Source organism: Gilliamella sp. Choc6-1 (assembly GCF_001690385.1).
GTDB lineage: Bacteria > Pseudomonadota > Gammaproteobacteria > Enterobacterales > Orbaceae > Gilliamella > Gilliamella apicola_A.
In genome coordinates this window covers 96,571-119,587 of sequence record NZ_LZHI01000028.1, presented here as the reverse complement: position 1 = coordinate 119,587, position 23,017 = coordinate 96,571, and the positions used below count along the sequence as shown (strand labels likewise).

19 protein-coding genes are annotated in these 23,017 nt (G+C 33.2%); 2 read left to right on the top strand and 17 right to left on the bottom strand.

Going from position 1 to position 23,017, the window contains the following annotated elements:
• Positions 1-64: 64 nt before the first annotated feature.
• Complete coding sequence (locus A9G36_RS04005) at positions 65-937, bottom strand: D-hexose-6-phosphate mutarotase (RefSeq protein WP_051825077.1); 873 nt, start codon at positions 935-937, stop codon at positions 65-67.
• A 192-nt stretch (positions 938-1,129) separates the two neighbouring features.
• On the opposite strand from A9G36_RS04005, the gene hemW reads away from it, so the two are divergent.
• Positions 1,130-2,263: a radical SAM family heme chaperone HemW gene (gene hemW, locus A9G36_RS04000; protein ID WP_065568610.1), complete on the top strand. Its 1,134-nt coding sequence runs from the start codon at positions 1,130-1,132 to the stop codon at positions 2,261-2,263.
• Between the two features lie 227 nt (positions 2,264-2,490).
• Here hemW and A9G36_RS03995 read toward each other — a convergent pair whose 3' ends face one another.
• The 15 genes from A9G36_RS03995 to rpsU form a co-directional block, all read right to left on the bottom strand.
• Positions 2,491-3,459 (bottom strand): sugar kinase, encoded by a 969-nt coding sequence (locus A9G36_RS03995; RefSeq protein ID WP_065585423.1) that lies wholly within the window; start codon positions 3,457-3,459, stop codon positions 2,491-2,493.
• 1 nt (position 3,460) lies between these two features.
• Positions 3,461-4,276, bottom strand: a complete 816-nt coding sequence (locus A9G36_RS03990; protein WP_034944292.1) for a DeoR/GlpR family DNA-binding transcription regulator — start codon at positions 4,274-4,276, stop codon at positions 3,461-3,463.
• A gap of 786 nt (positions 4,277-5,062) precedes the next feature.
• Positions 5,063-6,172 carry a bifunctional diaminohydroxyphosphoribosylaminopyrimidine deaminase/5-amino-6-(5-phosphoribosylamino)uracil reductase RibD gene (gene ribD, locus A9G36_RS03985; protein ID WP_034944828.1) on the bottom strand — a complete coding sequence of 370 codons (1,110 nt, stop codon included), beginning with the start codon at positions 6,170-6,172 and terminating at the stop codon, positions 5,063-5,065.
• 11 nt (positions 6,173-6,183) lie between these two features.
• On the bottom strand, positions 6,184-6,636 hold the full coding sequence (gene nrdR, locus A9G36_RS03980; protein ID WP_065585422.1) for a transcriptional regulator NrdR: 453 nt from the start codon (positions 6,634-6,636) through the stop codon (positions 6,184-6,186).
• 230 nt (positions 6,637-6,866) lie between these two features.
• Positions 6,867-8,156 carry a threonine synthase gene (thrC, locus tag A9G36_RS03975; protein WP_065585421.1) on the bottom strand — a complete coding sequence of 430 codons (1,290 nt, stop codon included), beginning with the start codon at positions 8,154-8,156 and terminating at the stop codon, positions 6,867-6,869.
• 110 nt (positions 8,157-8,266) lie between these two features.
• Positions 8,267-9,205, bottom strand: a complete 939-nt coding sequence (gene thrB / locus A9G36_RS03970; protein WP_065585420.1) for a homoserine kinase — start codon at positions 9,203-9,205, stop codon at positions 8,267-8,269.
• Positions 9,206-11,662, bottom strand: coding sequence for a bifunctional aspartate kinase/homoserine dehydrogenase I (gene thrA, locus A9G36_RS03965; protein ID WP_065568606.1), 2,457 nt, complete (start codon positions 11,660-11,662; stop codon positions 9,206-9,208).
• Between the two features lie 340 nt (positions 11,663-12,002).
• Complete coding sequence (locus A9G36_RS03960; protein WP_034944307.1) at positions 12,003-12,332, bottom strand: hypothetical protein; 330 nt, start codon at positions 12,330-12,332, stop codon at positions 12,003-12,005.
• Positions 12,333-12,474: 142 nt separating this feature from the next.
• Complete coding sequence (locus A9G36_RS03955; RefSeq protein WP_034944310.1) at positions 12,475-13,230, bottom strand: SDR family NAD(P)-dependent oxidoreductase; 756 nt, start codon at positions 13,228-13,230, stop codon at positions 12,475-12,477.
• 177 nt (positions 13,231-13,407) lie between these two features.
• Complete coding sequence (uspA, locus tag A9G36_RS03950) at positions 13,408-13,860, bottom strand: universal stress protein UspA (RefSeq protein WP_065568605.1); 453 nt, start codon at positions 13,858-13,860, stop codon at positions 13,408-13,410.
• A 65-nt stretch (positions 13,861-13,925) separates the two neighbouring features.
• Positions 13,926-15,440, bottom strand: a complete 1,515-nt coding sequence (gene pitA, locus A9G36_RS03945; protein WP_034944316.1) for an inorganic phosphate transporter PitA — start codon at positions 15,438-15,440, stop codon at positions 13,926-13,928.
• Positions 15,441-15,508: 68 nt separating this feature from the next.
• Positions 15,509-16,480, bottom strand: a complete 972-nt coding sequence (locus A9G36_RS03940; protein ID WP_065568646.1) for a bile acid:sodium symporter family protein — start codon at positions 16,478-16,480, stop codon at positions 15,509-15,511.
• Positions 16,481-16,553: 73 nt separating this feature from the next.
• Positions 16,554-18,395: an RNA polymerase sigma factor RpoD gene (gene rpoD / locus A9G36_RS03935; RefSeq protein WP_034944320.1), complete on the bottom strand. Its 1,842-nt coding sequence runs from the start codon at positions 18,393-18,395 to the stop codon at positions 16,554-16,556.
• Positions 18,396-18,475: 80 nt separating this feature from the next.
• Positions 18,476-20,257: a DNA primase gene (dnaG, locus tag A9G36_RS03930; protein ID WP_065568604.1), complete on the bottom strand. Its 1,782-nt coding sequence runs from the start codon at positions 20,255-20,257 to the stop codon at positions 18,476-18,478.
• A 143-nt stretch (positions 20,258-20,400) separates the two neighbouring features.
• On the bottom strand, positions 20,401-20,616 hold the full coding sequence (gene rpsU, locus A9G36_RS03925) for a 30S ribosomal protein S21 (RefSeq protein ID WP_034882800.1): 216 nt from the start codon (positions 20,614-20,616) through the stop codon (positions 20,401-20,403).
• Between the two features lie 184 nt (positions 20,617-20,800).
• Between rpsU and hemB the strand changes: the two genes are divergently transcribed.
• A complete protein-coding gene (gene hemB / locus A9G36_RS03920; protein WP_034944324.1) occupies positions 20,801-21,808 on the top strand; it encodes a porphobilinogen synthase in 1,008 nt (335 codons plus the stop codon).
• 397 nt (positions 21,809-22,205) lie between these two features.
• Here hemB and nudC read toward each other — a convergent pair whose 3' ends face one another.
• A complete protein-coding gene (gene nudC / locus A9G36_RS03915) occupies positions 22,206-23,009 on the bottom strand; it encodes an NAD(+) diphosphatase (protein WP_065568603.1) in 804 nt (267 codons plus the stop codon).
• Between the last annotated feature and the right edge of the window lie 8 nt (positions 23,010-23,017).

The following is a 23,017-nucleotide window of genomic DNA, read 5'->3' as shown; positions in this document are numbered from 1 at the left end:
ATTAATCCACTCATTATAGATACAAAGTCTATTGATTATGTATATAATTATTGAATACATGGGATTATAGCAATTCTAATTTTAAACCATAGGTTGTTTTATGTGTTGAAGATAATGTTAATAATTTATTAATACATGCTGTTTCAACACAAACCATTGATTTATATTCATCATCACCAAAATCTTCCATTGCTTTCGCTTTTTCTGACCATGGATTCCAAGTCACCACATCGCTAGAATTAATATTAGTTAGCTGAATTGTTCGATTCCCATCAGTGATAATTATTTGCTTATCAGCACAGGTATAAATACGATCTACCTCTTGATTAAAAGTTAATTCTCCAACAGTCCTAGGCTTATTTTCAACTGATAAATGGTCTTGATAATATTTACCTAATCCTTTGACTACGACATGGTCAATGTTATCTATACCAAAATAGGTATGTAATGCGCTAGTTGCTTCAAAGTCTCCCATACAACTCAATCCAACTTCACAAGTGTTCCCCAAATGAAGATTTAATGAAATATTGAAAGGTTTTGAAAAAAAAGACGAAGTTTGTTGATTATTAGTCAGTGATAAAATTAGATCAACTCCATTATCATTTTCTTGGCAAGATTCTAAAGTCCAGTCAACAATACGCGCAAAACCATGTGAAGGATTTCCTAGTTGCCCAAACCAAGGCCAACAAATTGGGATACCGCCACGGATAGCTTTGCCTTTTTTGAAAAAGTTTTTTTCGCTTATCCAAATCACCGGTGTTAATTCTATTGATGGCTGCCAAAATAATAAATGAGCACCTTGTAGTGAAATAGCTGCGGTACAAGTTTTATGTTTAATTATCAGAATTGGTAATTCATTGAAATTAGACTGAATAACCGAAGAGCTTATTAAATAACCTGACAAACTACTATCCAAAATGTCTTTTGAAATACTCATAATTTCTCCTACTTGAAATAAGTTTTCTCGATAATTAATATCGAAAAATTAATATTCATTGTACGTTTTTAACACAAAATTTAAAAACACCAAATAGATTAAATAAGCTTTTTTTTATAAATTGAGTTAATATAACGCTATATTTGTATAATAGAATAAACTAGCTATATTTATAAGTTTTAGGATCGGCAAATGTTTCAGTATAAAATTCCCCTTAGTTTATATATTCATATGCCGTGGTGTATACAAAAATGCCCTTATTGTGATTTTAATTCTCATACCATAAAAAAAACACCTGAATATAGTTCTTACATAGATCATTTGATTGAAGATTTAAAACACGATGCAAAGCTTTGTACCGATCGTGTCATTCATTCTATTTTTATTGGTGGAGGTACGCCAAGTTTATTTTCGGCTGAATTAATTGATTACTTGTTAGCAAGAGTAAATAAAATTATTCAGATAGGTAATGATGCTGAAATTACTCTTGAAGCAAACCCAAATTCGGTTGATATTGAAAGAGTCATAGGATATCAACAAGCAGGAGTAAATCGAATATCAATTGGCGTACAAAGTTTTCAACCAGATAAGCTTTCTAGCTTAGGGCGCATTCATACCCCTTTAGAAGCGATAAATGCAGGTAAACTAGCCCATAGATTAAATTTGCGTAGCTTTAATTTAGATTTAATGCATGGGCTTCCAAATCAAGAACTAAATGATGCACTTTATGATTTAAAGCAGGCCATTGATATTGCCCCGCCACACTTATCTTGGTATCAATTAACTATTGAACCCAATACCCTTTTTGGCTCTAAACCGCCTATTCTACCGGATGATGATAAATTATGGGAAATTTATCAACAAGGTCATCAACTTTTAATACAACATGGCTACCAACAGTATGAAACCTCAGCTTATGCAAAAGCAGGTTCTTGGTGTCAACATAATTTAAATTACTGGCGTTTTGGCGATTATTTAGGTATTGGGTGTGGTTCACATGGAAAAATAACACAAACGAATGGGCAAATAATTAGGACAGTAAAAACTCGTCATCCAAAAGGGTATTTAAAAGGACATTATTTAGATAAATCCTACACTATACCTAAAGAAGAATTACCATTTGAATTTTTTATGAATCGCTTTAGATTATTAGAGCCAACGCCAAAATATGAATTTGAGCAACGCACTTTTTTACATTTACATACTATTGATAAGCAAATTTCATCAGCTATTGAAAAAAATTATCTTGTTGAAGATAAACAAAGTTGGCAAATAACTGAGCATGGTAAACTATTTCTAAATTCGCTATTAGAAATTTTTTTATAGAGAAACAAATTGTTCATTCAATGATGTGTTTACAATAAATTAACATAATACAATCTAAATATTTAATAATTTATTAACATTTAATTACATACTTTTACTAAAAAATTGTACATAATATATCTGACAATGCATTTATTTCATTGTTTTCCTATTCCTTATGTTTTCCCAATAACTTTGTTATTGGGACTTTTTTGCTGTTTATTTTGTATAAAATAAACTTACAATTTTTAATTTGCTTTGGAATTGGAGATAAATTGTTCTAATTCAATTAATGTTGATGTACCCTCCATAGGTCCTTTTTGGGATACCGCTAATGCACTACTAGCATTAGCATACTGTAATGCCTTTTCAATAGAAAATCCTGCTAACATTAAACTTACAAATGTAGCTGCAAAACAATTACCCGCTCCAGTTGGATCAATAGATTGAATTTTAAAACCATCTATATGCATAATTTTAATTTTATTTTTTTCATCATAACCGTAATAATTAGCACCTTTATTACCGCATTTTACAACAATATGCTTAATTCCTTTTTGTAATAAATTAATTGCTGTTTCTTGTTCTGTCTCATGATTATTGTATGCAAAATAACTTATTTCACTTTCACTTAGCAAAAATATATCTGTATATTCTATAATATATCCAAAAGATTGTTCCATTTCTTGAATATTAAACATCTCTTTACGTAAATTGGGATCAAATGAAATAGTTCCTCCTTTTTGCTTTATAATGTTTAAGGCTTTGCGTACTGCATCAATTGCTCGAAATGAATACAGCGATGATCCTATAATATGCAAATGTGTGCAATCTTTTAATAAATTTTCATTGATAAGATTAAATGAAAGTAGACCACAAGCACTATTAGGTATGTTAAAAATAAAATCTCTTTCATTAGATTCTTTATAAGAAACAAAAGCACTTCCTGTATTAGCCTTACTATGAGATGTTATGCCATCAATAATTACACCATCTTTTTTTAACCGAGTAACACACATTTTACCAAAGGTATCTTTACCAACGCAGCTAAAAAAAATAACAGGAAAACCTAATTTTGCAACTTGATCAGCAAATATCGCTGGAGCACCACTAGGAAAGGGACCAATAAACTCGCCTGCTTGATCAAATCGTTGATGCTTTTTTTTTGCTAAAAACTCAACTAATAGTTCTCCAATAGTACAAATTTTAAATCCCATATTATGCCTCCAATGCATTTTGATAAGTCACACTAAATTTATTTGCAAAAAGTTGCTTAAAATTTGAATCCAATAATTGCTGATGATATTCAGTTACTGCTGGTTTTGATAAAATCAAGACATCGATATTTTTCAATTTTCCAATACAATGCTGATCGTTATAAACAATTCGTTGCGGTAAAATACCAATGAGATGACTCGCTTTTTTTGCTACTTGCTGATATGCATTAATTTGTTCAATATCTTCAATTATTAAGTTATTATCACTATTAATTGCAATTAATTCTATAATGAAATGTGTAACTGGATAATTCTGCAAAATAACACCAATAATATCAGTTTGCAAAATATTACTTTCAAGTAATAGTCCGCCAACAAGAATGATATTTGAATCGGTGAATTCATTAGCCAATTGGGCATTATTGATATCATTCATAATCAGTGTTAATGATTTTTTACTATGTAAATAAGGAATGAGTTTTCTTGTCAATCGCCCATGACTTAAAAAAATAGTATCACCATCATTAATATAACTTAAACAGTTTTTAACTAAATCAATATCACAACTATCATCTATTTGAGGCAAATCATTAGCCCCTAAAGCACTAGCTTTATTTGAAGATACTTCAGATGATAAATAAATTGCCCCACCAAAAAAACGTTTTAAATACCCTTGTTGTTCTAAGTAGGTTAAATCTTGACGAATAGTTACGGTTGAAACTTTAAGCATGTATGATAGCTCTTCTACTTTTACTTCACCTTTTTTTCGTATAATTTCCGCAATATCTAATCTACGTTTTAATAGGGCTGAAGACACTCTAGTCAATTGTTATTTCCTATATTACAAATAATATGTTAAGAATAATGATGATAAAATTTATCATACAAGTGGTCAACAAGAAATCACTTTCATAATTAAACGTAATTTAGGTATAACTCGTTGCACAAAAGATTTCTAGTTTACTAGCTAGCATCTAAAAGGCTATTTTTTAATTTTAAATTATTTTCTACTTTCAGAACTAAAGTATATTTTTGTGATCTTTCTCACAGTAATTTCACTTTCGAAACGTCAATTAAATTACAAGTCTATGTTATTCTAGCTAGGTATATTTAGTTCTTATAGTTATGCAGCAACAAAAAGTATAATAATACTGCTAACAAAATTAATGCAAAAGTAAGATTGATAATGATTAATGGTTCCAATTTTCCATATGAGTAAAATATTACCTTATCAAATAAGGTTTTAAATATAGTCACCATTACGATATTAGTGTTAAATGGCATGAAGATGATTTAATCAAAAAATTTATCGTGATCAAGGTAATAATATTGCTTGTTTTATTATTGATATAGCAGCAAAAACTAATGAGTATTTAAATATTTTACAACAATCACAGCATACCGTAATCACCAAAGATATCCTTGATCACATTAAAATAATCAAAAATATTAAAAAGTTATTAAAATATTGCAAAGTAATTGATATTAATTATCTCACGATGAGATAACATTCTAATTCATAAGATCTATTTTATATTTTATTCAATACTAATTGACATTTGCACTTTTATTTATAGCTTAATAAGAGAACTTGCTACAGTAATCATATTCTTTTTAAAATAACGCGCAAATCTTCACCAATCATTTTAATTGATTCAAACTTAAATTGGGGGGCTAATGAGAGCTTTTGTAGATTAGGAAGCATACACATATCCAATGCATTATGACCAAGTAATTTAGGTGCATAATAAATAATCAGTTCATCCACTAAATTTTGTTCTATCAATGCCCCCGCTAGGTGAGCACCTGCTTCAACCCAAACAGAATTCATCCCTTTTTGACCTAACATTGTCAGTAAATTCACTAAATCAATATTATTTTTTGGAGAAGATTCAGTTATTAATTGAATGTTAGGCTTATTGATTGGAATAGCTTGCTTCCGCACCAACCATATTTCACCTAATTGCTTAAAAAGTCTTTCATCACCTGTTAGTTGATTTTGACTATCAATAATAATGCGTATTGGTTGTCGAATATTTTCAGCAAGATAAACTTGTTTTATATCATTAGGTAATTCGGCATGCCTGACCGTTAAGCTAGCATTATCGGTTTGCACCGTCATGCGAGTACTTAAGATACAACTTGCCTGTGCTCTAAACTGTTGCACATCCTGTCTTGCCAAAGTTGATGTGATCCATTTGCTTTCCCCCGATGCCATTGCAACTTTGCCGTCTAGAGAAGTAGCAAGCTTAAGTTGTACATATGGTAACCCAGTTCGCATTCGTTTTAAAAAACCTTTATTGAGTGATTCAGCTTGATCAGCTAATACTCCAACCACAACCTCTATTCCCGCATCTCGTAATCGATTAATACCATTACCAGAAACATCTGGATTAGGATCTTGCATCGCAATAACAACACGTTTGATTTGTGATTTAATTAAGGCATCGGCACAAGGTGGAGTTCGACCAAAATGGCTACATGGTTCTAATGTTACATATGCTGTTGCGCCTTGAGCATTATCACCCGCCATTTGCAGTGCGTAAACCTCAGCATGAGATTCCCCTGCTTTTTGATGGTAACCCTTTCCAATAATTTCATTGTCTTTTACAATAACGCAACCAACATTAGGGTTAGGCGATGTTGTAAAACGACCAAGCTTAGCTAGCTCAATTGCTTGCTGCATATAAAAATTATCGTTATTGCTTGTCATCATCTGGAAAATTATTTCTGTTGTAACTTAGCAATTTCATTACTAAATTGTTCGATATCATCAAAACTAAAATAAACCGAAGCAAAGCGAATATAAGCTATTTTATCTAGGCTTTTAAGTTCTTTAATCACATAATCACCAATTAATTTTGCTGGAACTTCACGTTCACCTGTTGCTCTTAGTTTAGATTTTATACGTGTAATCGCATCTTCTATATCATCAAAACTCACTGGACGTTTTTCAAGAGCTCTTTTGATACCATTACGTAATTTAGCTTCATTAAATGGCTCTCGAACTTTATTACTTTTAATTACATTAGGCATAATTAATTCAGCAATTTCAAATGTAGTAAAACGCTCATTGCACTCGACACATTGGCGGCGACGACGAACTTGATATCCCTCACCAACAAGACGTGAATCGATCACCTTTGTATCATCTGCATTACAAAACGGACAGTACATAACAACATCCTTATAATGGCATAATTAGGATTACAATAGCTGAAATTTATAATTTAAACAAGTTTGGTTAATATCTTCTATTTTTAGATAGACATGTATAAGTAAATTTGAGCGTTGGAAATAAATATGGCGAGACTTTGAAAGTAAAATTAGCTAATTAATGAATATAAACAAATAGAGGTTATTATCATTAATGGAAAAGTTCCGCGCCAATTTGGCGACGGAAAAATTTACCAATTTAAGTTAATTAAAAAATCACGCAATTTAACAAAATCATTAGGCATATTATGGGAAAGTAATGTCATATCTGCTCTTTCCGCTAACTCTTTAGGCAATGGAACTGATTTACCTAAAATATCTTCAACCACTTCTTTAAATTTAGCAGGATGTGCCGTACCTAAAAATAGTCCATATTCCCCACCTTGTAACTGATCACGTAGTGCTCGATAAGCAATTGCACCATGAGGTTCAGATAAGTAACCTTTTTGATCAAGTTCACAAACAGTTTGCTTAGCAACTTCATCTGAAACAGTAGCATGACCAAGTGATTTAATATCCCATCCCTCACGCTTATAAATCTCTTCGATGCGTGGCCAGTTATTTGGTTGGCTTACATCCATTGCATTCGATAATGTTGCAATGGTTGCGTGAGGTTCCCACTTACCGTTTTCTAAATAACGAGGTACTGTATCATTGGCATTCGTTGCGGCAATAAAGCGTTTAATAGGTAATCCCATTGTTTTCGCAAGTAGACCAGCTGTTAAGTCACCAAAATTTCCACTCGGCACAGAAATAACCAACTGTTTACGTTGGGTTGATGTGAGTTGTGCAAAAGCTTCAAAATAGTAACAGATTTGTGCTAATAATCGGCTAATATTAATTGAGTTAGCGGAGTTTAAACCTATTGTTTTTTTCAAATCATCATCATCAAATGCCTTTTTAACTAAGGCTTGACACGCATCAAAGTCACTTTGAATAGCAATTGTATGTATATTATCACCCAAAGTACAAAATAGCTTTTCTTGTAATGGACTAATTTTACCTTCTGGATATAAAATCACGACGCGAATATTTGGTAAATGATAAAACGCATGAGCAACAGCCGCACCAGTATCACCAGAAGTAGCAGTCAAAATAGTAATTTTTTTGTCAGCGGCAACTTGCACTAACGCTTGAGCCATAAAGCGTCCACCAAAATCTTTAAATGCCAATGTTGGTCCATGATATAGCTCTAATGAACCAATATCTGCTTCCACTGAAGTTACTGGAGCAGGAAGTTGAAATGCATTTTTAACAAGTCTATGCATATCATCATGATTAATCTCATCACCAATAAAAGCAGATAAGATCTTGGCACTTCGAGTAATAAAATCAAGTTTTAATAACGACTCAATTTCAGCTAATGAAAATTTAGGTAATTCTTGAGGAAAGAATAAACCTTGTCCTCTTCCTAATCCTTGTTGAACTGCTTGTGCAAAGCTAACTTGCTGGGAATGATCTTTTAAGTTATATAATTTCATAATATTTTCCGGTTATCTTTATGCTGTAATATTTCACTCTTCGTAATATCAACTTGTTCAATAATAGTTGGCATTTTTGTTATATTTAACTCTACTTTTTATAGTAAACATTAAATAACTCTTGTTCCTTGAGTATCAATTTTACAAATATGAGTAAAACCTTCATCATTTTGCAAATAATATTTTTTAAGTAATAATTCAATTTGCTGAGCTGTTTCAAGTTTATCTGCAATCACAAACATTGTTGGCCCTGAACCTGAAATACCCGATGACAAAGCACCAAGTTGCTTAACCCGTTTTTGAGTTTCATCAAAATTAGGTAATAATTGTTTACGATAAGGCTCAGCAATATTATCAAAAAGCATTGTGGCAGCCAGCTTAGGTTGTTTGGTATAACAAGCATGCAAAAATCCCCCCACATAGCGACCATGTGCTACACAATCAGACCTTTGATATTGAGCAGGTAAAATTGCACGTGCTTCAGCCGTTGATACCTTTATACCTGGATAAGCCATCACCCAATACCAATCATCAAAATGCGGAATTGACTCACTAATAATACCCATCTCATTAAGAATAAGTTGCATCCCACCTAAATAGCATGGCGCAACATTATCATAATGCACACTGCCCGAAATACGACCTTCAAGTTCTCCCATCATGGATAACATTTCAAATTCATTAAAAGGTTTATCAAAAAACTCATTTAATGCAACCAATGCACCAACTACTGAGCACGCACTTGAACCTAAACCAGAGCCAATTGGCATATTTTTTTCAAGAGTCATACTAACAGGTAAAGTTTTACCCATTGCTTGACAAAATCGCTGCCAACATTGAAATACAATATTACATTTTGGATCACGTGGTAGCTTTTTGACAAATTGACCTTTGCTAGTAAGGGAAAATTCGTTAGCAGATTTAACTGTAATACAGTCACCAAGCATAGTACCATTAATCGGGCTAATTGCAGCGCCTAATATATCAAAACCAACACTAATATTGGCCATTGATGCAGGCGCATAAACAGTTAAAGATTTATGAGTCATTTAACCTCCTATTTTACCTGATGTTGTACGTAAAATATCAGCAAAAACACCTGCTGCAGTAACATCATTACCAGCACCATAACCACGTAATACAAGAGGAATAGGTTGATAATAACGAGTATAAAAAGCTAAGGCATTTTCGCCATTTTTGACTTTATAAAGAGGATCTTCGCTATCGACAGCTTCAATTCTAACACTGCATTGATGGTTTTCTATGCTACCCACATAACGTAGAACTTTACCTTCTTTTGCTGCTTGTTCAGATTTTGCTTTAAACTGTGCATCTAACTGCGGTAATTTAGCCATGAAATCATCAATGCTACCTTGTGCATATTCAGGAGGTAATACGGATTCGACATTGATTTGATTAAGTTCTAATTGTAAACCTGATTCTCTAGCTAAAATAAGTAACTTTCTAGCCACATCGGTTCCAGATAGATCATCTCGAGGATCTGGTTCAGTAAAACCTTTCTCTTTAGCCAGTTTAGTTGCTTCAGACAGTGACATGCCTTCGTCAAGTTTACCAAATATAAAAGAAAGCGATCCAGATAGAATTCCCGAAAACTTGATTAACTCATCACCTGCATTAAGTAGATTTTGAAGATTTTCAATTACCGGTAACCCAGCCCCTACATTAGTATCATATTGGAATTTACGCTTACTTTTTGCTGCTTCTTGGCGTAAGCGTAAATAGTAGGCCATTGAGCTAGTATTTGCTTTTTTATTTGGTGTAACGACATGAAAGCCATTAGCTAAAAAATCTGCGTATTTGTCAGATACTTCGCAACTAGAAGTACAATCAACGAGAATCGGATTAAGTAATCGATTAGATTTGGCAAACTCAATAATACTATCTAATGAATATTTAGTATCACTCTGTTTGATTTGATCACGCCAATTACTAAGATCAATACCGTCTCTATTGGTTATGCTGTGTTTAGAGTTAAACAAACCACATACTCGCAAATCAATCTGTTTGTTTTTAAGCCATTTCTGTTGACGTCCGATTTGGTCGACAAGCGCACCACCAACCCCACCAACACCAATAACAAAGACATCAAGCATTTTATCAGTACCAAATAACATCTGATGCGCAACACGAACGCCCATTACAGCAACATCATTATCAACTACAACTGAAATTGAGCGCTCAGATGAACCTTGTGCTATAGCAACAATATTAATATTAGCTCTGGCTAATGCTGTAAAGAAATTAGCTGATAAACCACGTAAGGTACGCATGCCATCACCTACTACAGAGATAATAGCAAGCCTTTCAATCACCTCGATCGGTTCAAGTAATCCATCTTTTAATTCTAAGAAAAATTCATCACTTAAAGCTTCTTCTGCACGATAAAGTTCTGTTTGTGGCACACAAAAACTAATGCTGTATTCAGATGATGATTGAGTAATAAGTACAACTGAGATACCAGCATAAGACATCGCAGAAAAAACACGAGCCGACATACCAACCATACCTTTTAATCCAGGACCTGAAACATTGATCATTGCCATGTTATTTAAATTGGTAATACCTTTCACAGGTGTGGTTGAGTCAACAATATTAGCACCAATTAATGTGCCTGGCGCATCAGGATTATTTGTATTTTTGATTAAACAGGGAATCTGAAATTGGGCAATAGGTAAAATAGTTCTTGGATGAAGCACTTTTGCTCCAAAATATGAAAGTTCCATCGCCTCTTGATAAGACATTGTTTTTAGTAATTTGGCATCTGGTACAATACGGGGATCACAAGTATAAACTCCATCAACATCGGTCCATATTTCACAGCTATTTGCTCTTAAACAAGCTGCTAATACGGCAGCAGAATAATCAGAACCATTTCGTCCAAGCACAACTAATTCACCTTTTTCATTACCGGCAGTAAAACCAGGCATTAGAATAAAATTGTCTTGTGGAATGTGCATTTCAGCAATTCGATGAGTCGATTCAGGTATATCAACAGTCGATTCTAAATAATCACCTTCTGCAATAAGCATAGCAACAGGATCTATTACCGTGATTGTATGGCCTCTTGCTTTGAGAAGTTCTTGCATAATAGCAATTGATAGCTTTTCTCCACGACAAATAATTGATGCATTGATACTATCAGGACATTGACCGAGTAAACGAATACCTTCAAGTAATTGGTTAACATGATTTAATTCATTAAGAGCAAAATGCTTCATCTGTTCATAAGCAAAATTAGGTTGAGCTTTTGCAAGACCTGCTAATAAATCTGCAAATATCTTTTCAGCATCATAAATGTTACTTTTGATATCTTGCCCAGCAACCGTTTTTTCAACCATGGCTACTAAATGGTTGGTAATTTTAGCAGGTGCCGATAAAACAGTAGCGGTTTGCTCTTGTTTAGCATTATTTTCAATAATTTCTGCAACTCGCAAAAAGCGTTCTGCGTTAGCAACAGATGTTCCTCCAAATTTTAAAACTTTCATATCACACCTTACTTATTATCTTAGTTTATGCCCATTACTATCTATAATTATAGTTTTTAGAACTTATTTATAGGTATCGAAAATCTTGTAGTTTGATAATTCTATTTTTAATTTTTTGCACAGGTTAACTACTTTATTTCCATGCAAAATAAAAACCCGCCTTTAGGGGGCGGGTTTTTTAATATTTATTGAAAAAATCAACCCGCCCTAGATCGCATAATAGTACCTAAGGTGCTAATAATTCCTGTCATACTAACTAAAATTATCATGATTTTCCCTAAAAAATATTTAATTAAACTAAAAACAAAACAGCCCAACATTTTCATGTCAGGCTGTAATTTTAAAAAACCTTTTTGCTATTTTCGTATTCATTAACAACTTTATTCAATGCCTGATATATGCATTTTTCATCTTGTTTTTTTAATGCTTCATCTAAAATATTAAGATACGATGACATTAATTTTTGATTATCTTCGGCAAATTGTGGTGATACTTCTTGATCCTCATATAACATAACATATGTACGAGCAAATCCAAAAATCAAAAAATAAACCGACGCATTTTTTGGATCTTCTTGAATTAATGCTCTCATTGCCTTTCTTAGCTTTACATAACTATCAGTACCTGGCAAACTTGTCGCAAATGTTTTCGTTACTTCTGAAAATGTCATTGCAGTGAACCTCAATCAAAAATTATAAGATAAAAGGATATCAATCCATTAACAGAAGTGCAAGTGTATTTTATTTGCCAAATGTAATTTTAATTTTGAATAAAATCGGCGCTCATAACTCAATACCGATTATGTCCTATGATTACTTTATTTCTTTATAAATGGATAACCCAGCTGAAGCTTGTGCTACTGGCATTATTTCAATTGAATTAACATTGAAATGTGCTGGCGTATTGACTAACCATGAAACAGTATTGGCTATATCTTCTGGAGTAATATAATCAACATCTTTATATATAGCAGCAGCTTGCTTATCATCACCATGGAATCGTACATTTGAAAATTCTGTACCTCCACATAAGCCTGGTTCAATATTAGTTACTCTTATTTTTGTACCTAATAAATCAGCACGTAAATTAGCACTAAATTGTTTAACAAAAGCTTTAGATGCACCATAAACATTTCCGCCTTTATAAGCATAAGTACCAGCTACAGAACCAAGATTAATAATATAACCAAAATTGCGCTCAACCATCTCGGGTAAAATTTGTCGAGTTAAATTTACTAGCCCAATAATATTAGTTTCAATCATTGTTTCCCAGTCGTTATAATCTGCTTCATAAGCAGGCTCTAAACCTAATGCTAAACCTGCATTATTTATTAAAATATCTATTGTCTTAAATTCATTTGGTAGTTGCAATAAGATAGTGTTTACTGCATCTTTTTTAGTTATATCTAATGGTAATGAAAAGAAATTAGCGCCTAATTCACCTGCAAGTTTTTGTAGTTTATCTGCACGTCTAGCTATACCTACAACTTTATAACCATCTACTATAAGCTTACGGCAAATCGCCTTCCCAAATCCAGAGGATGCTCCTGTAACTAAAGCGATATTCATATAAAATCTCCTTATCGGCTAAATAACAATTTGGATGTATTATCATAAACTACAATATACATAAAAAAGAAAGCATCAAATAAAATATATTAAAGTACATAATTTACTGAATTTTTCTACAACCTTATAAAATAGTTACAAAAAACCCGCTAATTAAGCGGGCTGGTATTTAATACTTCATTTAGCAGGTCCTTCCACTGGCTCTTCATCTTTTAATGGAATAATCAAAGTATCGATATGAGTATTATTGATAAGTTGACGGGCAGAAGACATTAATTTACTCCAGAAATCTTGGTGATGACCACACACAACTAGATCAATGTTATACTCATGAATAGCTTCAATCAATACTTGACCAAATTCACCGTTACCTGAAAGCGTATGGGAGATAGGATAGCCAGCGCCATCCACTAATTTATTTAATGCAAGATGTGTATCTTCAGTAATTCGGTCTTTCATATCATTCATATTGATATCAACCAAACCTGTGTAAAGATCTGAATAATTAATACCAACATGAATCAATGATATTTGAGCATTATATGGTCTGGCCATAGAAACTGCTTTTTCGACAAGTAGTTCACTTTCTGGTGATAAATCCACTGCAACTAAGATGTGTTTATAAGCCATAATACATTACTCCTTCCAATTTAACGGTCAGACAAAACTTCAAAAGTGATATTATCTTTTTACTACTAAATCAATTTTTGAGCAAGCCAAAAAAGTGACCCAGATAACAAAATTGAAATTGGAAGTGTTAAAATCCAAGTTAATGCAATATTTTTAATAGTTTTACTTTGAACGCCACCACCATCAACAATCATTGTTCCGGCAACTGATGAAGAAAGTACTTGAGTTGTTGATACAGGCATACCAGTATAACTTGCAATCCCAATTGATAAAGCGGTAGTAATTTGTGCCGATACTCCCTGTGCATAAGTCATCCCTTTTTTACCAATTTTTTCACCAATAGTAATAGCTACACGACGCCATCCTATCATTGTTCCAATTGCTAGCGCTGAAGCTACCGAAATAATGATCCAAATCGGCGCATATTCAACAGTTTTAAGTAAATCGTTATTCAAAGATTTCAAATATTGTTTTTCCTCTGTTGTCACGTTAGCTTGTTTAGCTACATGCGAAACAGTATCCGATAAACATAATAATATGCGTCTAGCTTGTGAACGTTGTTCAACGGTGAGTGATTCATAATTATTCATTTTATTAAATAAATTATGAGCAATACTCAGTGTTATAAATGAATGTGAATAATCACAATGATACTTATTCAAATCGCCTTCTAGAATACTTGTATCTAATGCTGGTTGCTTACCTATTATTGTAGTTAGATCATCATTGTGAGTAATAAAATACTCTTGAATATTATCAATAGCATTACGAGTATTAGTAATATCATAGGTAGACGCATTCATATTAACAATAAAACCCGCAGGAGCGATGCCCATTAATACTAACATTAATAAACCAATACCTTTTTGACCATCATTAGCACCATGAGAAAAGCTCACACCTGCAGCTGAGATAATAAGCATTATCCTGATCCAAAAAGGTGGTTTTTTCTTACCATAAAGTTTCTCTCGCTGCTCTGGAGTCATGAAAATACGTTCTCTTTTTTTGCTACTTTTTTTACTTTGGCTTTTACGAGTCCAATACTTCCGCAATAGAAAGATCATCAAGCCTGCAATCACAAGACCTACAACAGGAGAAACAATCAAGGATAAAAAGATATGAATCATCTTAGGAATATTAAGTGCATCAATAATTGATGTATCCATAACCAATGCATTTGCAAGTGCTACTCCAATAATAGAACCAATTAATGTATGTGAGCTTGATGCAGGAATACCAACAAACCAAGTACCTAAATTCCAAATGATTGCTGCAAATAAAATAGAAAATACCATAGCAAGCCCATGAGCAGAGCTTACATTAAGTAATAAATCAGTTGGTAACAAATGCACAATGGCATAAGCCACACTAAGTCCACCAAGTAGTACGCCAAAAAAATTAAATACTCCGGCCATAAAAACTGCAAGTTGTTCTTTCAATGCCCTTGTATAAATAACAGTGGCAACAGCATTAGCAGTATCATGAAATCCATTAATAGCCTCATAAAAGAGTACAAAAAGTAAAGCTAAGACTAATAATATAATGGTTGAGAATTCTAAATCTGCAAATAGATGAAACATAATATATCTTTCTGTTGTTAATAGCGTTTCTATTATCCTTGAGAATAGTCTAATGAGCAAAACAATTTTTACATTTTTCGTTTAGCATAACGAGCAGCCAAAAAAGCACAAATCATTAATTGAATTTGATGAAAGATCATTAAAGGTAAGATCAAAATACCCATCATCGACATGGGGAAGATAACACTCGCCATTGGAATACCACTTGCTAAGCTCTTTTTTGAACCACAAAATACAATTGTAATCTCATCTTCTTTATTAAAATCAAAAAATCTTGCGCTATAAGTGGTAATAATTAAAACTATTACTAAAAGAATAATTGAGAAAAATATAATATTTAACAAAGATAAAAAACCAACTTGCGACCATATACCATTAACAACCGCATCACTAAAAGCGACATAAACCACTAATAAAATCGACAAACGATCTGTTTTAGAAATAATATTTTTATATTTATCTATCCATTTACCAATAAAACGTCTAGATAAATGCCCAGCAACAAAAGGCAACATTAATTTCAGCATAATAGAGATAATTGCATCAATTATGTTCATTGACGCCGAAGTTTGAGTGTGTATTAACAATCCTACTAAAATCGGGGTAATAAACACGCCCAATAATGTTGATGCTGAGGCACTGCAAATAGCAGCTGCCACATTACCTTTAGCTATTGAAGTAAATGCTATTGCTGATTGCACAGTTGCTGGTAAAACACAAAGATAAACAAACCCTAAATAAATATCATGTGATAAAAAAGTGGGCACTAGTAACTGCATCATCACGCCTAAAATAGGGAATATTACAAATGTAGTTGTAAATATTAACAGATGTAATCGCCAATTTTTTATACCAGAGACAATTGCTTGAAAAGAAAGTTTTGCACCATGCATAAAAAATAACAAGCCAATAGCAAAAGTGGTAAGGTATTCAAAAACTGTTTTAGCCTGTCCTTCACAAGGAAAAAAGCTAGCTGTAATCACAACACAAATTAGAATCAATAAGAATGAATCAATCTTAAAACGTTGAAATATATTCATCATTTTTAGTATCTTTGATTAACAAGAATAAAAAAATCGCCACAAAAGTGGCGATATACAAGGAAGATAAAATTTATTCTAAAAAGCTACGCAACACATCGGAACGGCTTGGATGACGCAATTTACGCAAAGCTTTAGCTTCAATTTGACGAATACGTTCACGTGTTACATCAAACTGTTTACCAACTTCCTCTAATGTATGATCGGTATTCATATCAATGCCGAATCGCATACGTAGTACTTTCGCTTCTCGAGGTGTTAAACCGGATAAAATATCACGAGTTGCATTACGTAAACTTTCTGATGTTGCTGCATCTAATGGTTGCTCAAGTGCTGTATCTTCAATAAAATCACCTAAATGTGAATCCTCATCATCCCCAACAGGTGTTTCCATTGAAATTGGTTCTTTAGCAATCTTAAGTACTTTTCGAATTTTGTCTTCTGGCATTTGCATACGTTCAGACAACTCTTCAGGCGTCGGTTCTCGACCAATTTCCTGTAGCATTTGACGCGAAATACGATTTAATTTATTAATCGTTTCAATCATATGTACTGGGATACGAATAGTTCTAGCTTGATCTGCGATTGAACGCGTAATAGCCTGTCTTATCCACCATGTTGCATAAGTTGAAAATTTATAGCCACGGCGATACTCAAACTTATCCACAGCTTTCATCAAACCAATATTACCTTCTTGGATAAGATCTAAGAATTGTAAGCCGCGATTAGTATATTTTTTCGCAATAGAGATAACTAAACGTAAATTTGCTTCAACCATCTCTTTTTTAGCTCGCCGAGCTTTCGCTTCACCGATTGACATACGCCTATTGATATCTTTAATCTGCTCAATAGAGAGATTCGTTTCTATTTCGATTTTCTGTAATAATGCAACTTGCTCTGCAACTTGATCTTCAAACTCTTTTAAGTTAGAAGCAAATGCACCTTTTGAGTTTGATGCTTTAGTATACCAGTTCATATTATTCTCATTACCCGTAAAATAAGTCATAAACTGTTTTTTTGGCATTTTGCATTGTTCAACACAGATCTTCATAATTACACGCTCATGTGCTCTTACTCGATCCATCATACTTCTCATATTATTAACTAGAATATCAAATTGTTTACCAACTAAACGAAATTGCTTGAAAATTTCTGATAGGTTTTCGATCTCTTTTTGTGCCTTTTTGTGGGCTCGTCCATACTTTTTAATAGCCTCAGACGTTTTATCATGTTGCTCTTTTAACTCAATAAACTTAGCCCTTGCTACTTCAGGATCAATGGACACATCATCATCTGCAGATGAATCACCGTCTTCATCTTCATTTTCATCATTACTATCATCAATATCAATCTCTGTTTCGCTTTCTTCTAAATTTTCGGGAAGCGTATCTGTAGAACTTTCTGCATTAGGATCAACAAAACCAGTAATGATATCAGATAAACGAATGTCTCCACTTTCAATTAAATTATACTGTTCTAAAAGATAAGTAATTGCTTCTGGATATTCTGATACCGAAATCTGAACTTGATTAATACCTTCTTCTATACGTTTTGCTATATCAATTTCGCCCTCTCGTGTTAATAGTTCAACAGCCCCCATCTCACGCATATACATACGTACAGGATCTGTTGTTCTACCTATTTCTGATTCAACATTAGACAGTACTAATGCTGTTGCTGCTTCAACAGCTTCCTCATCAGGGACATTATCTGAAAGTAATAGGTCATCAGAATCAGGGGCTTCTTCAAGAACTTGAATCCCCATATCATTAATCATTTGGATAATATCTTCAATCTGATCTGAATCAATAATCTCTTCAGGCAAGTGATCGTTAACATCAGCATAGGTTAAGTATCCTAGCTCCTTACCTCGAATGATCAGGAGTTTTAGCTGTGATTGAGAATTTTGCTCCATAAAAGGTGTCCACATTTAGTTATTCAGTCATGTATATTATATACACAAAACAAAAATGCTGTTCTGTATATAGCCTATATTTAGTCTTTTTTTGATAAAACAAGTATTAGTGTCGCTAGTTCTTTTTTCTCTGCGGTACTTAAGCCAGAGACTCTCTCTTTTGCGATCAGTTCATCTTGCCTTTGGGCGAGTATATTATCATATAACTCTTTTAATGTATGAGAAAAAAATGACTCTATTTGGTTGTCTTGATAATGATACTCCCATGTTGCTAAACGCTTTAATTGTTTATAAAATGGTTTATCTACACACTCAGTTAATATCTGTGCTGTTGTTATATTTGGGTAATGTTGGCATAATTCAAGTAATTCAATCAAAATTTCAATACCTGCCATCTTCACTTTACGTAAAACATTAATATCAGATACTTGCTTTGCAAGATTAGGGTATTGAAGCAACAAGCCAATTAAAATGCGCATAGTAGTTAATTTCATTTGTGAAACATGCACTTTTTCAACTGTTTTTTCATTACTACTAAAACGGCTTTCACGTAATAAAAGTTGAAGTTGAGATACGTCTAACAACCCTAAATAACTACCTAACTGCTGTAATAAATTTAATCGAAATGCTTTTGCTTTAACTTGATCAAGAAGTGGTAAAGCTAATGAACTCAATTTGGCTTTACCTTCTGCCGTTTTTAAATCAACTTTTTTTAAAAGTTCATCAAATAAAAACTTTGATAAATTTGGGGCCGCTTTTAAATAAGCTTCAAATCCCTCTTTACCAATTTTTCGAACCAAACTATCTGGATCTTCGTCTTGTGGTAAAAAAGCAAAGGTGATTTCTTTTCCGTCAATTAAAGAAGGTAATAATACATTTAGAGCCCTCCAAGCAGCACTTCGTCCTGCATTATCACCATCATAACAAAATATAACTGAATCGGTAGCCCTAAATAAAAGCTTAATATGCTCTTCAGACGTCGAGGTACCCAAAGCAGCAACTGCATAATCAATGCCATATTGCGCAAGAGAAACAACATCCATATAGCCTTCAACAACAACTAATTGCTCAGGATTACGATTAACTTCTTGAGCCTCATAAAGTCCATATAATTGAAAACCTTTGTGAAAGATGGGTGTTTCTGGTGAATTAATATATTTCGCAGAATCGTTTATAATTGTTCGCCCACCAAATGCAATAACATTACCCTGCCTATCACGAATAGGAAACATAATTCGCCCACGAAAACGATCATATTGATTCCCTTTATCATTGGTTACCAGCATACCTGCTTGATCATAAAGCGCCGCTTCTGTTTTAGTTTTGACAACATTTTGTGATGTCAATCTCCACTCGTTAGGTGCAAAACCAATTTTATATCGTGCAATGATTTCTTTATTAAGGCCTCTTTGTTCAAGATATTGATTAGCCTCTTTTGATGTTGGTAATGATAACTGACTTTGATAAAAATTAGTTATTTTTGCCATTAACGTATACAAATCGCGACGAACATTACGAGATTCAATATGTTTGGATTGATCTATTTGATTTTGTTCGTTATCGACATAAGGGACTCTAATCCCTTGCATACTGGCTAATTCTTCAATGGCTTCTGGAAAAGATAACCGTTCATATTGCATTAAAAAAGTTACAACGGAACCGGATGCACCACATCCAAAACAATGATAGATCTGTTTTTTCTCACTAAGTGAGAAAGAAGCTGTTTTTTCATCATGAAACGGACAACAACCAAAATAGTTATTCCCCTTTTTTTTCATTTTTACGCGTTTGCTGATAACATCAAGAATGCTAGTTCGAGCTATCAATTCCAAAATAAAATCGCGAGGAATTTGGCCTTTCATGATAAAATTTCAACCAATATTGGCATTTTAGAAAGACAACAAGCCGTATCTAATATACAGCTTGTTAGAATTCTTTATATTAAAAAATAACAAATTGATTTAAATATCAATTTAAATTTGATATATAAATAATCGCAAAAATATTAGTATAAACGAGTGCGACGAGCGTTTTCTCTTTCTAACTTTTTAGCATGGCGTTTAACTGCCGCTGCTTTAGCACGTTTACGAATTGTTGTTGGCTTTTCGTAAAACTCACGGTTACGAACTTCAGCTAGAACTCCTGCTTTTTCGCAAGAACGTTTAAAACGACGTAACGCTACATCAAAAGGTTCATTTTCACGTACTTTAATTACTGGCATGTGCCTCTCACCTCAAATTGGTTAATATCACAAAGGACTAAAAATTAGTTCGCAATTCTACCTCTAATTAATATACGTTGTAAAGTAAAAAATCGAATTATTGTAATACAGCAAATTAATTTGCTAAACATCATTTAGCAATAGATAATTACCCATAATTTAATAAAAATAAGCAGGAGCTTTTATGTCACTTTTTATTGCTGGTCAATATCCCAAACGTCGTTTACGCCGTAGTCGCGCACAAGATTTTACTCGCCGCTTAGTTACTGAAAATATTTTGACCGTTAATGACCTTATTTATCCAGTTTTTATCATTGAAGGCACCAACATCCTTCAATCAATCCCTTCCATGCCGCAAGTCAATAGAATGAGTATTGATGTATTATTGAAGGAAGCTGAACAAGTTGCTAAATTGGGGATTCCGGTTCTTTCAATATTTCCAGCTATAGAATCAGACAAAAAAACACTCCTCGGTAAAGAGGCTTACAATGAAAACGGCCTCGTTCCTAGAGCTATACGTGCATTAAAAAAAGAAATTCCTGAAATTGGCATATTATCTGATGTCGCACTTGATCCTTATACCACTCATGGTCAAGATGGTATCATTGATAACAATGGTTATGTTGAAAATGATATATCTGTTAACGCATTGGTCAAACAAGCTTTGATGCAAGCTCATGCCGGTGTTGATATTATAGCTCCGAGTGATATGATGGATGGACGTATTGGTGCGATTCGCGATGAACTTGAAGCACAAGGATTTTATAATACCCAAATTATGTCTTATTCTGCTAAGTATGCCTCAAGTTTTTATGGTCCATTCCGTGATGCAGTTGGTTCAGCAAAAAATATTGGAAATGGCAATAAAAAAACTTACCAACTTGATCCTGCAAACAGTAACGAAGCTTTACAAGAAATTTATCAAGATATTACTGAAGGCGCTGATATGGTAATGGTTAAACCAGGAATGCCTTATCTAGACATAGTACGTAGGGTAAAAGAGACATTTGCTGTACCAACCTTTGCTTATCAGGTCTCTGGAGAATATGCAATGTTAACATCTGCAATACAAAATGGTTGGTTAGACGAAGAATCGGCAATTATGGAATCACTACTTTGTTTCAAGCGAGCAGGTGCCGACGGAATCTTAACCTATTTTGCAAAACAAGTAGCTCAATGGCTAAATAACTAATAATCAAGATGAGAATATAAATAAAATCGACATACTCACATAAATGTCGTTTTTATTTATTAGCTTTTGATTGATAAACAAATGAGTTAATAAAAATGTTAAGTTAACATTGCCCCTAATTCGCAAAATTAATTCCCTCCAAATACGTATTATTTCCCCTTCATAATAATTTATAAAAAAAATAATCTTCAAATTAAAAAAGGTTAATGCTTATGATAATACAATTGGACGCTAGTAATCTGCTTGATGTGAGATGATTAAAAAAAACAAAATTTCCAAACGCGGGTTGTTTGATGTAAACGTTATTAATAATATGCATAAATTAAATATAAAACGTTTCACTATCATAAATAAGCATAAAATATCTAACAGCTGACAATAACGCTAACAAATATAATTAATCACCGCCAAACTCGTCATATTCTCGGCAAAGTATAATCGTATCCTCAATCAGACGCCGAGCTATAGTACCATAATGAGGAATTTTAGGTAACGCTGTGTAATGATACCAATTGGCTTCAATTAATTCGACTGGATCTACTTCAATTTCACCACTATCATAATCTGCCAAATAAGCCATCATTAGAGAATTAGGAAATGGCCAAGGTTGTGAGCCAATATAACGAATATTTTTAATTTTAATTTTTGATTCTTCAAAGACTTCTCGTTCAACAGCGGCTTCCACTGTTTCACCGACCTCGATAAAACCAGCTAAAACGGTGTATAAGTTTTCTTTATTGTGTTTGACATGCTTTGCCAATAAAATTTTATTTTTATGCCGAATCGACACAATAATTGACGGCGATATCTGTGGATAATAACGTTGATGACAGTTATCACACAAACAACACCATTCCGTCTTGCTAAGATGCATTTTTTTACCACAGTAACCGCAAAATTTATGCGATCGATAAAACTCTGATAATTGTATAGCCCTCCCTGCCATATTAAACAATGATTGATCTGCACCATCAAGCAATGGACGTATGGAACACATTTCGTTTTCCATTTCTCGGCAAATCAACCAAGCAGTTTGCCCATTCCATTCGCCTATTGGTTGAGCAAGTTGATCAGCAAAACCAAATTCACTAGCAAATCCAACTGGAACCTCACCATTAGGTAACCATAATCGTCCGTTTTGGCTAACAAACCAATAGCCTTTTTCATTGCCACTTAAATTAAATTGTTGTTGTAAATTCATATTTATTA

What these genes read in the sequence shown, in the direction of transcription:
- A9G36_RS04005 (WP_051825077.1), bottom strand. Translation starts at nt 937, where the DNA reads ATGAGTATTTCAAAAGACATTTTGGATAGTAGTTTGTCAGGTTATTTA.
- hemW (WP_065568610.1), top strand. Translation starts at nt 1,130, where the DNA reads ATGTTTCAGTATAAAATTCCCCTTAGTTTATATATTCATATGCCGTGG.
- A9G36_RS03995 (WP_065585423.1), bottom strand. Translation starts at nt 3,459, where the DNA reads ATGGGATTTAAAATTTGTACTATTGGAGAACTATTAGTTGAGTTTTTA.
- ribD (WP_034944828.1), bottom strand. Translation starts at nt 6,172, where the DNA reads ATGACAAGCAATAACGATAATTTTTATATGCAGCAAGCAATTGAGCTA.
- nrdR (WP_065585422.1), bottom strand. Translation starts at nt 6,636, where the DNA reads ATGTACTGTCCGTTTTGTAATGCAGATGATACAAAGGTGATCGATTCA.
- thrC (WP_065585421.1), bottom strand. Translation starts at nt 8,156, where the DNA reads ATGAAATTATATAACTTAAAAGATCATTCCCAGCAAGTTAGCTTTGCA.
- thrB (WP_065585420.1), bottom strand. Translation starts at nt 9,205, where the DNA reads ATGACTCATAAATCTTTAACTGTTTATGCGCCTGCATCAATGGCCAAT.
- thrA (WP_065568606.1), bottom strand. Translation starts at nt 11,662, where the DNA reads ATGAAAGTTTTAAAATTTGGAGGAACATCTGTTGCTAACGCAGAACGC.
- A9G36_RS03960 (WP_034944307.1), bottom strand. Translation starts at nt 12,332, where the DNA reads ATGACATTTTCAGAAGTAACGAAAACATTTGCGACAAGTTTGCCAGGT.
- A9G36_RS03955 (WP_034944310.1), bottom strand. Translation starts at nt 13,230, where the DNA reads ATGAATATCGCTTTAGTTACAGGAGCATCCTCTGGATTTGGGAAGGCG.
- uspA (WP_065568605.1), bottom strand. Translation starts at nt 13,860, where the DNA reads ATGGCTTATAAACACATCTTAGTTGCAGTGGATTTATCACCAGAAAGT.
- pitA (WP_034944316.1), bottom strand. Translation starts at nt 15,440, where the DNA reads ATGTTTCATCTATTTGCAGATTTAGAATTCTCAACCATTATATTATTA.
- A9G36_RS03940 (WP_065568646.1), bottom strand. Translation starts at nt 16,480, where the DNA reads ATGAATATATTTCAACGTTTTAAGATTGATTCATTCTTATTGATTCTA.
- rpoD (WP_034944320.1), bottom strand. Translation starts at nt 18,395, where the DNA reads ATGGAGCAAAATTCTCAATCACAGCTAAAACTCCTGATCATTCGAGGT.
- dnaG (WP_065568604.1), bottom strand. Translation starts at nt 20,257, where the DNA reads ATGAAAGGCCAAATTCCTCGCGATTTTATTTTGGAATTGATAGCTCGA.
- rpsU (WP_034882800.1), bottom strand. Translation starts at nt 20,616, where the DNA reads ATGCCAGTAATTAAAGTACGTGAAAATGAACCTTTTGATGTAGCGTTA.
- hemB (WP_034944324.1), top strand. Translation starts at nt 20,801, where the DNA reads ATGTCACTTTTTATTGCTGGTCAATATCCCAAACGTCGTTTACGCCGT.
- nudC (WP_065568603.1), bottom strand. Translation starts at nt 23,009, where the DNA reads ATGAATTTACAACAACAATTTAATTTAAGTGGCAATGAAAAAGGCTAT.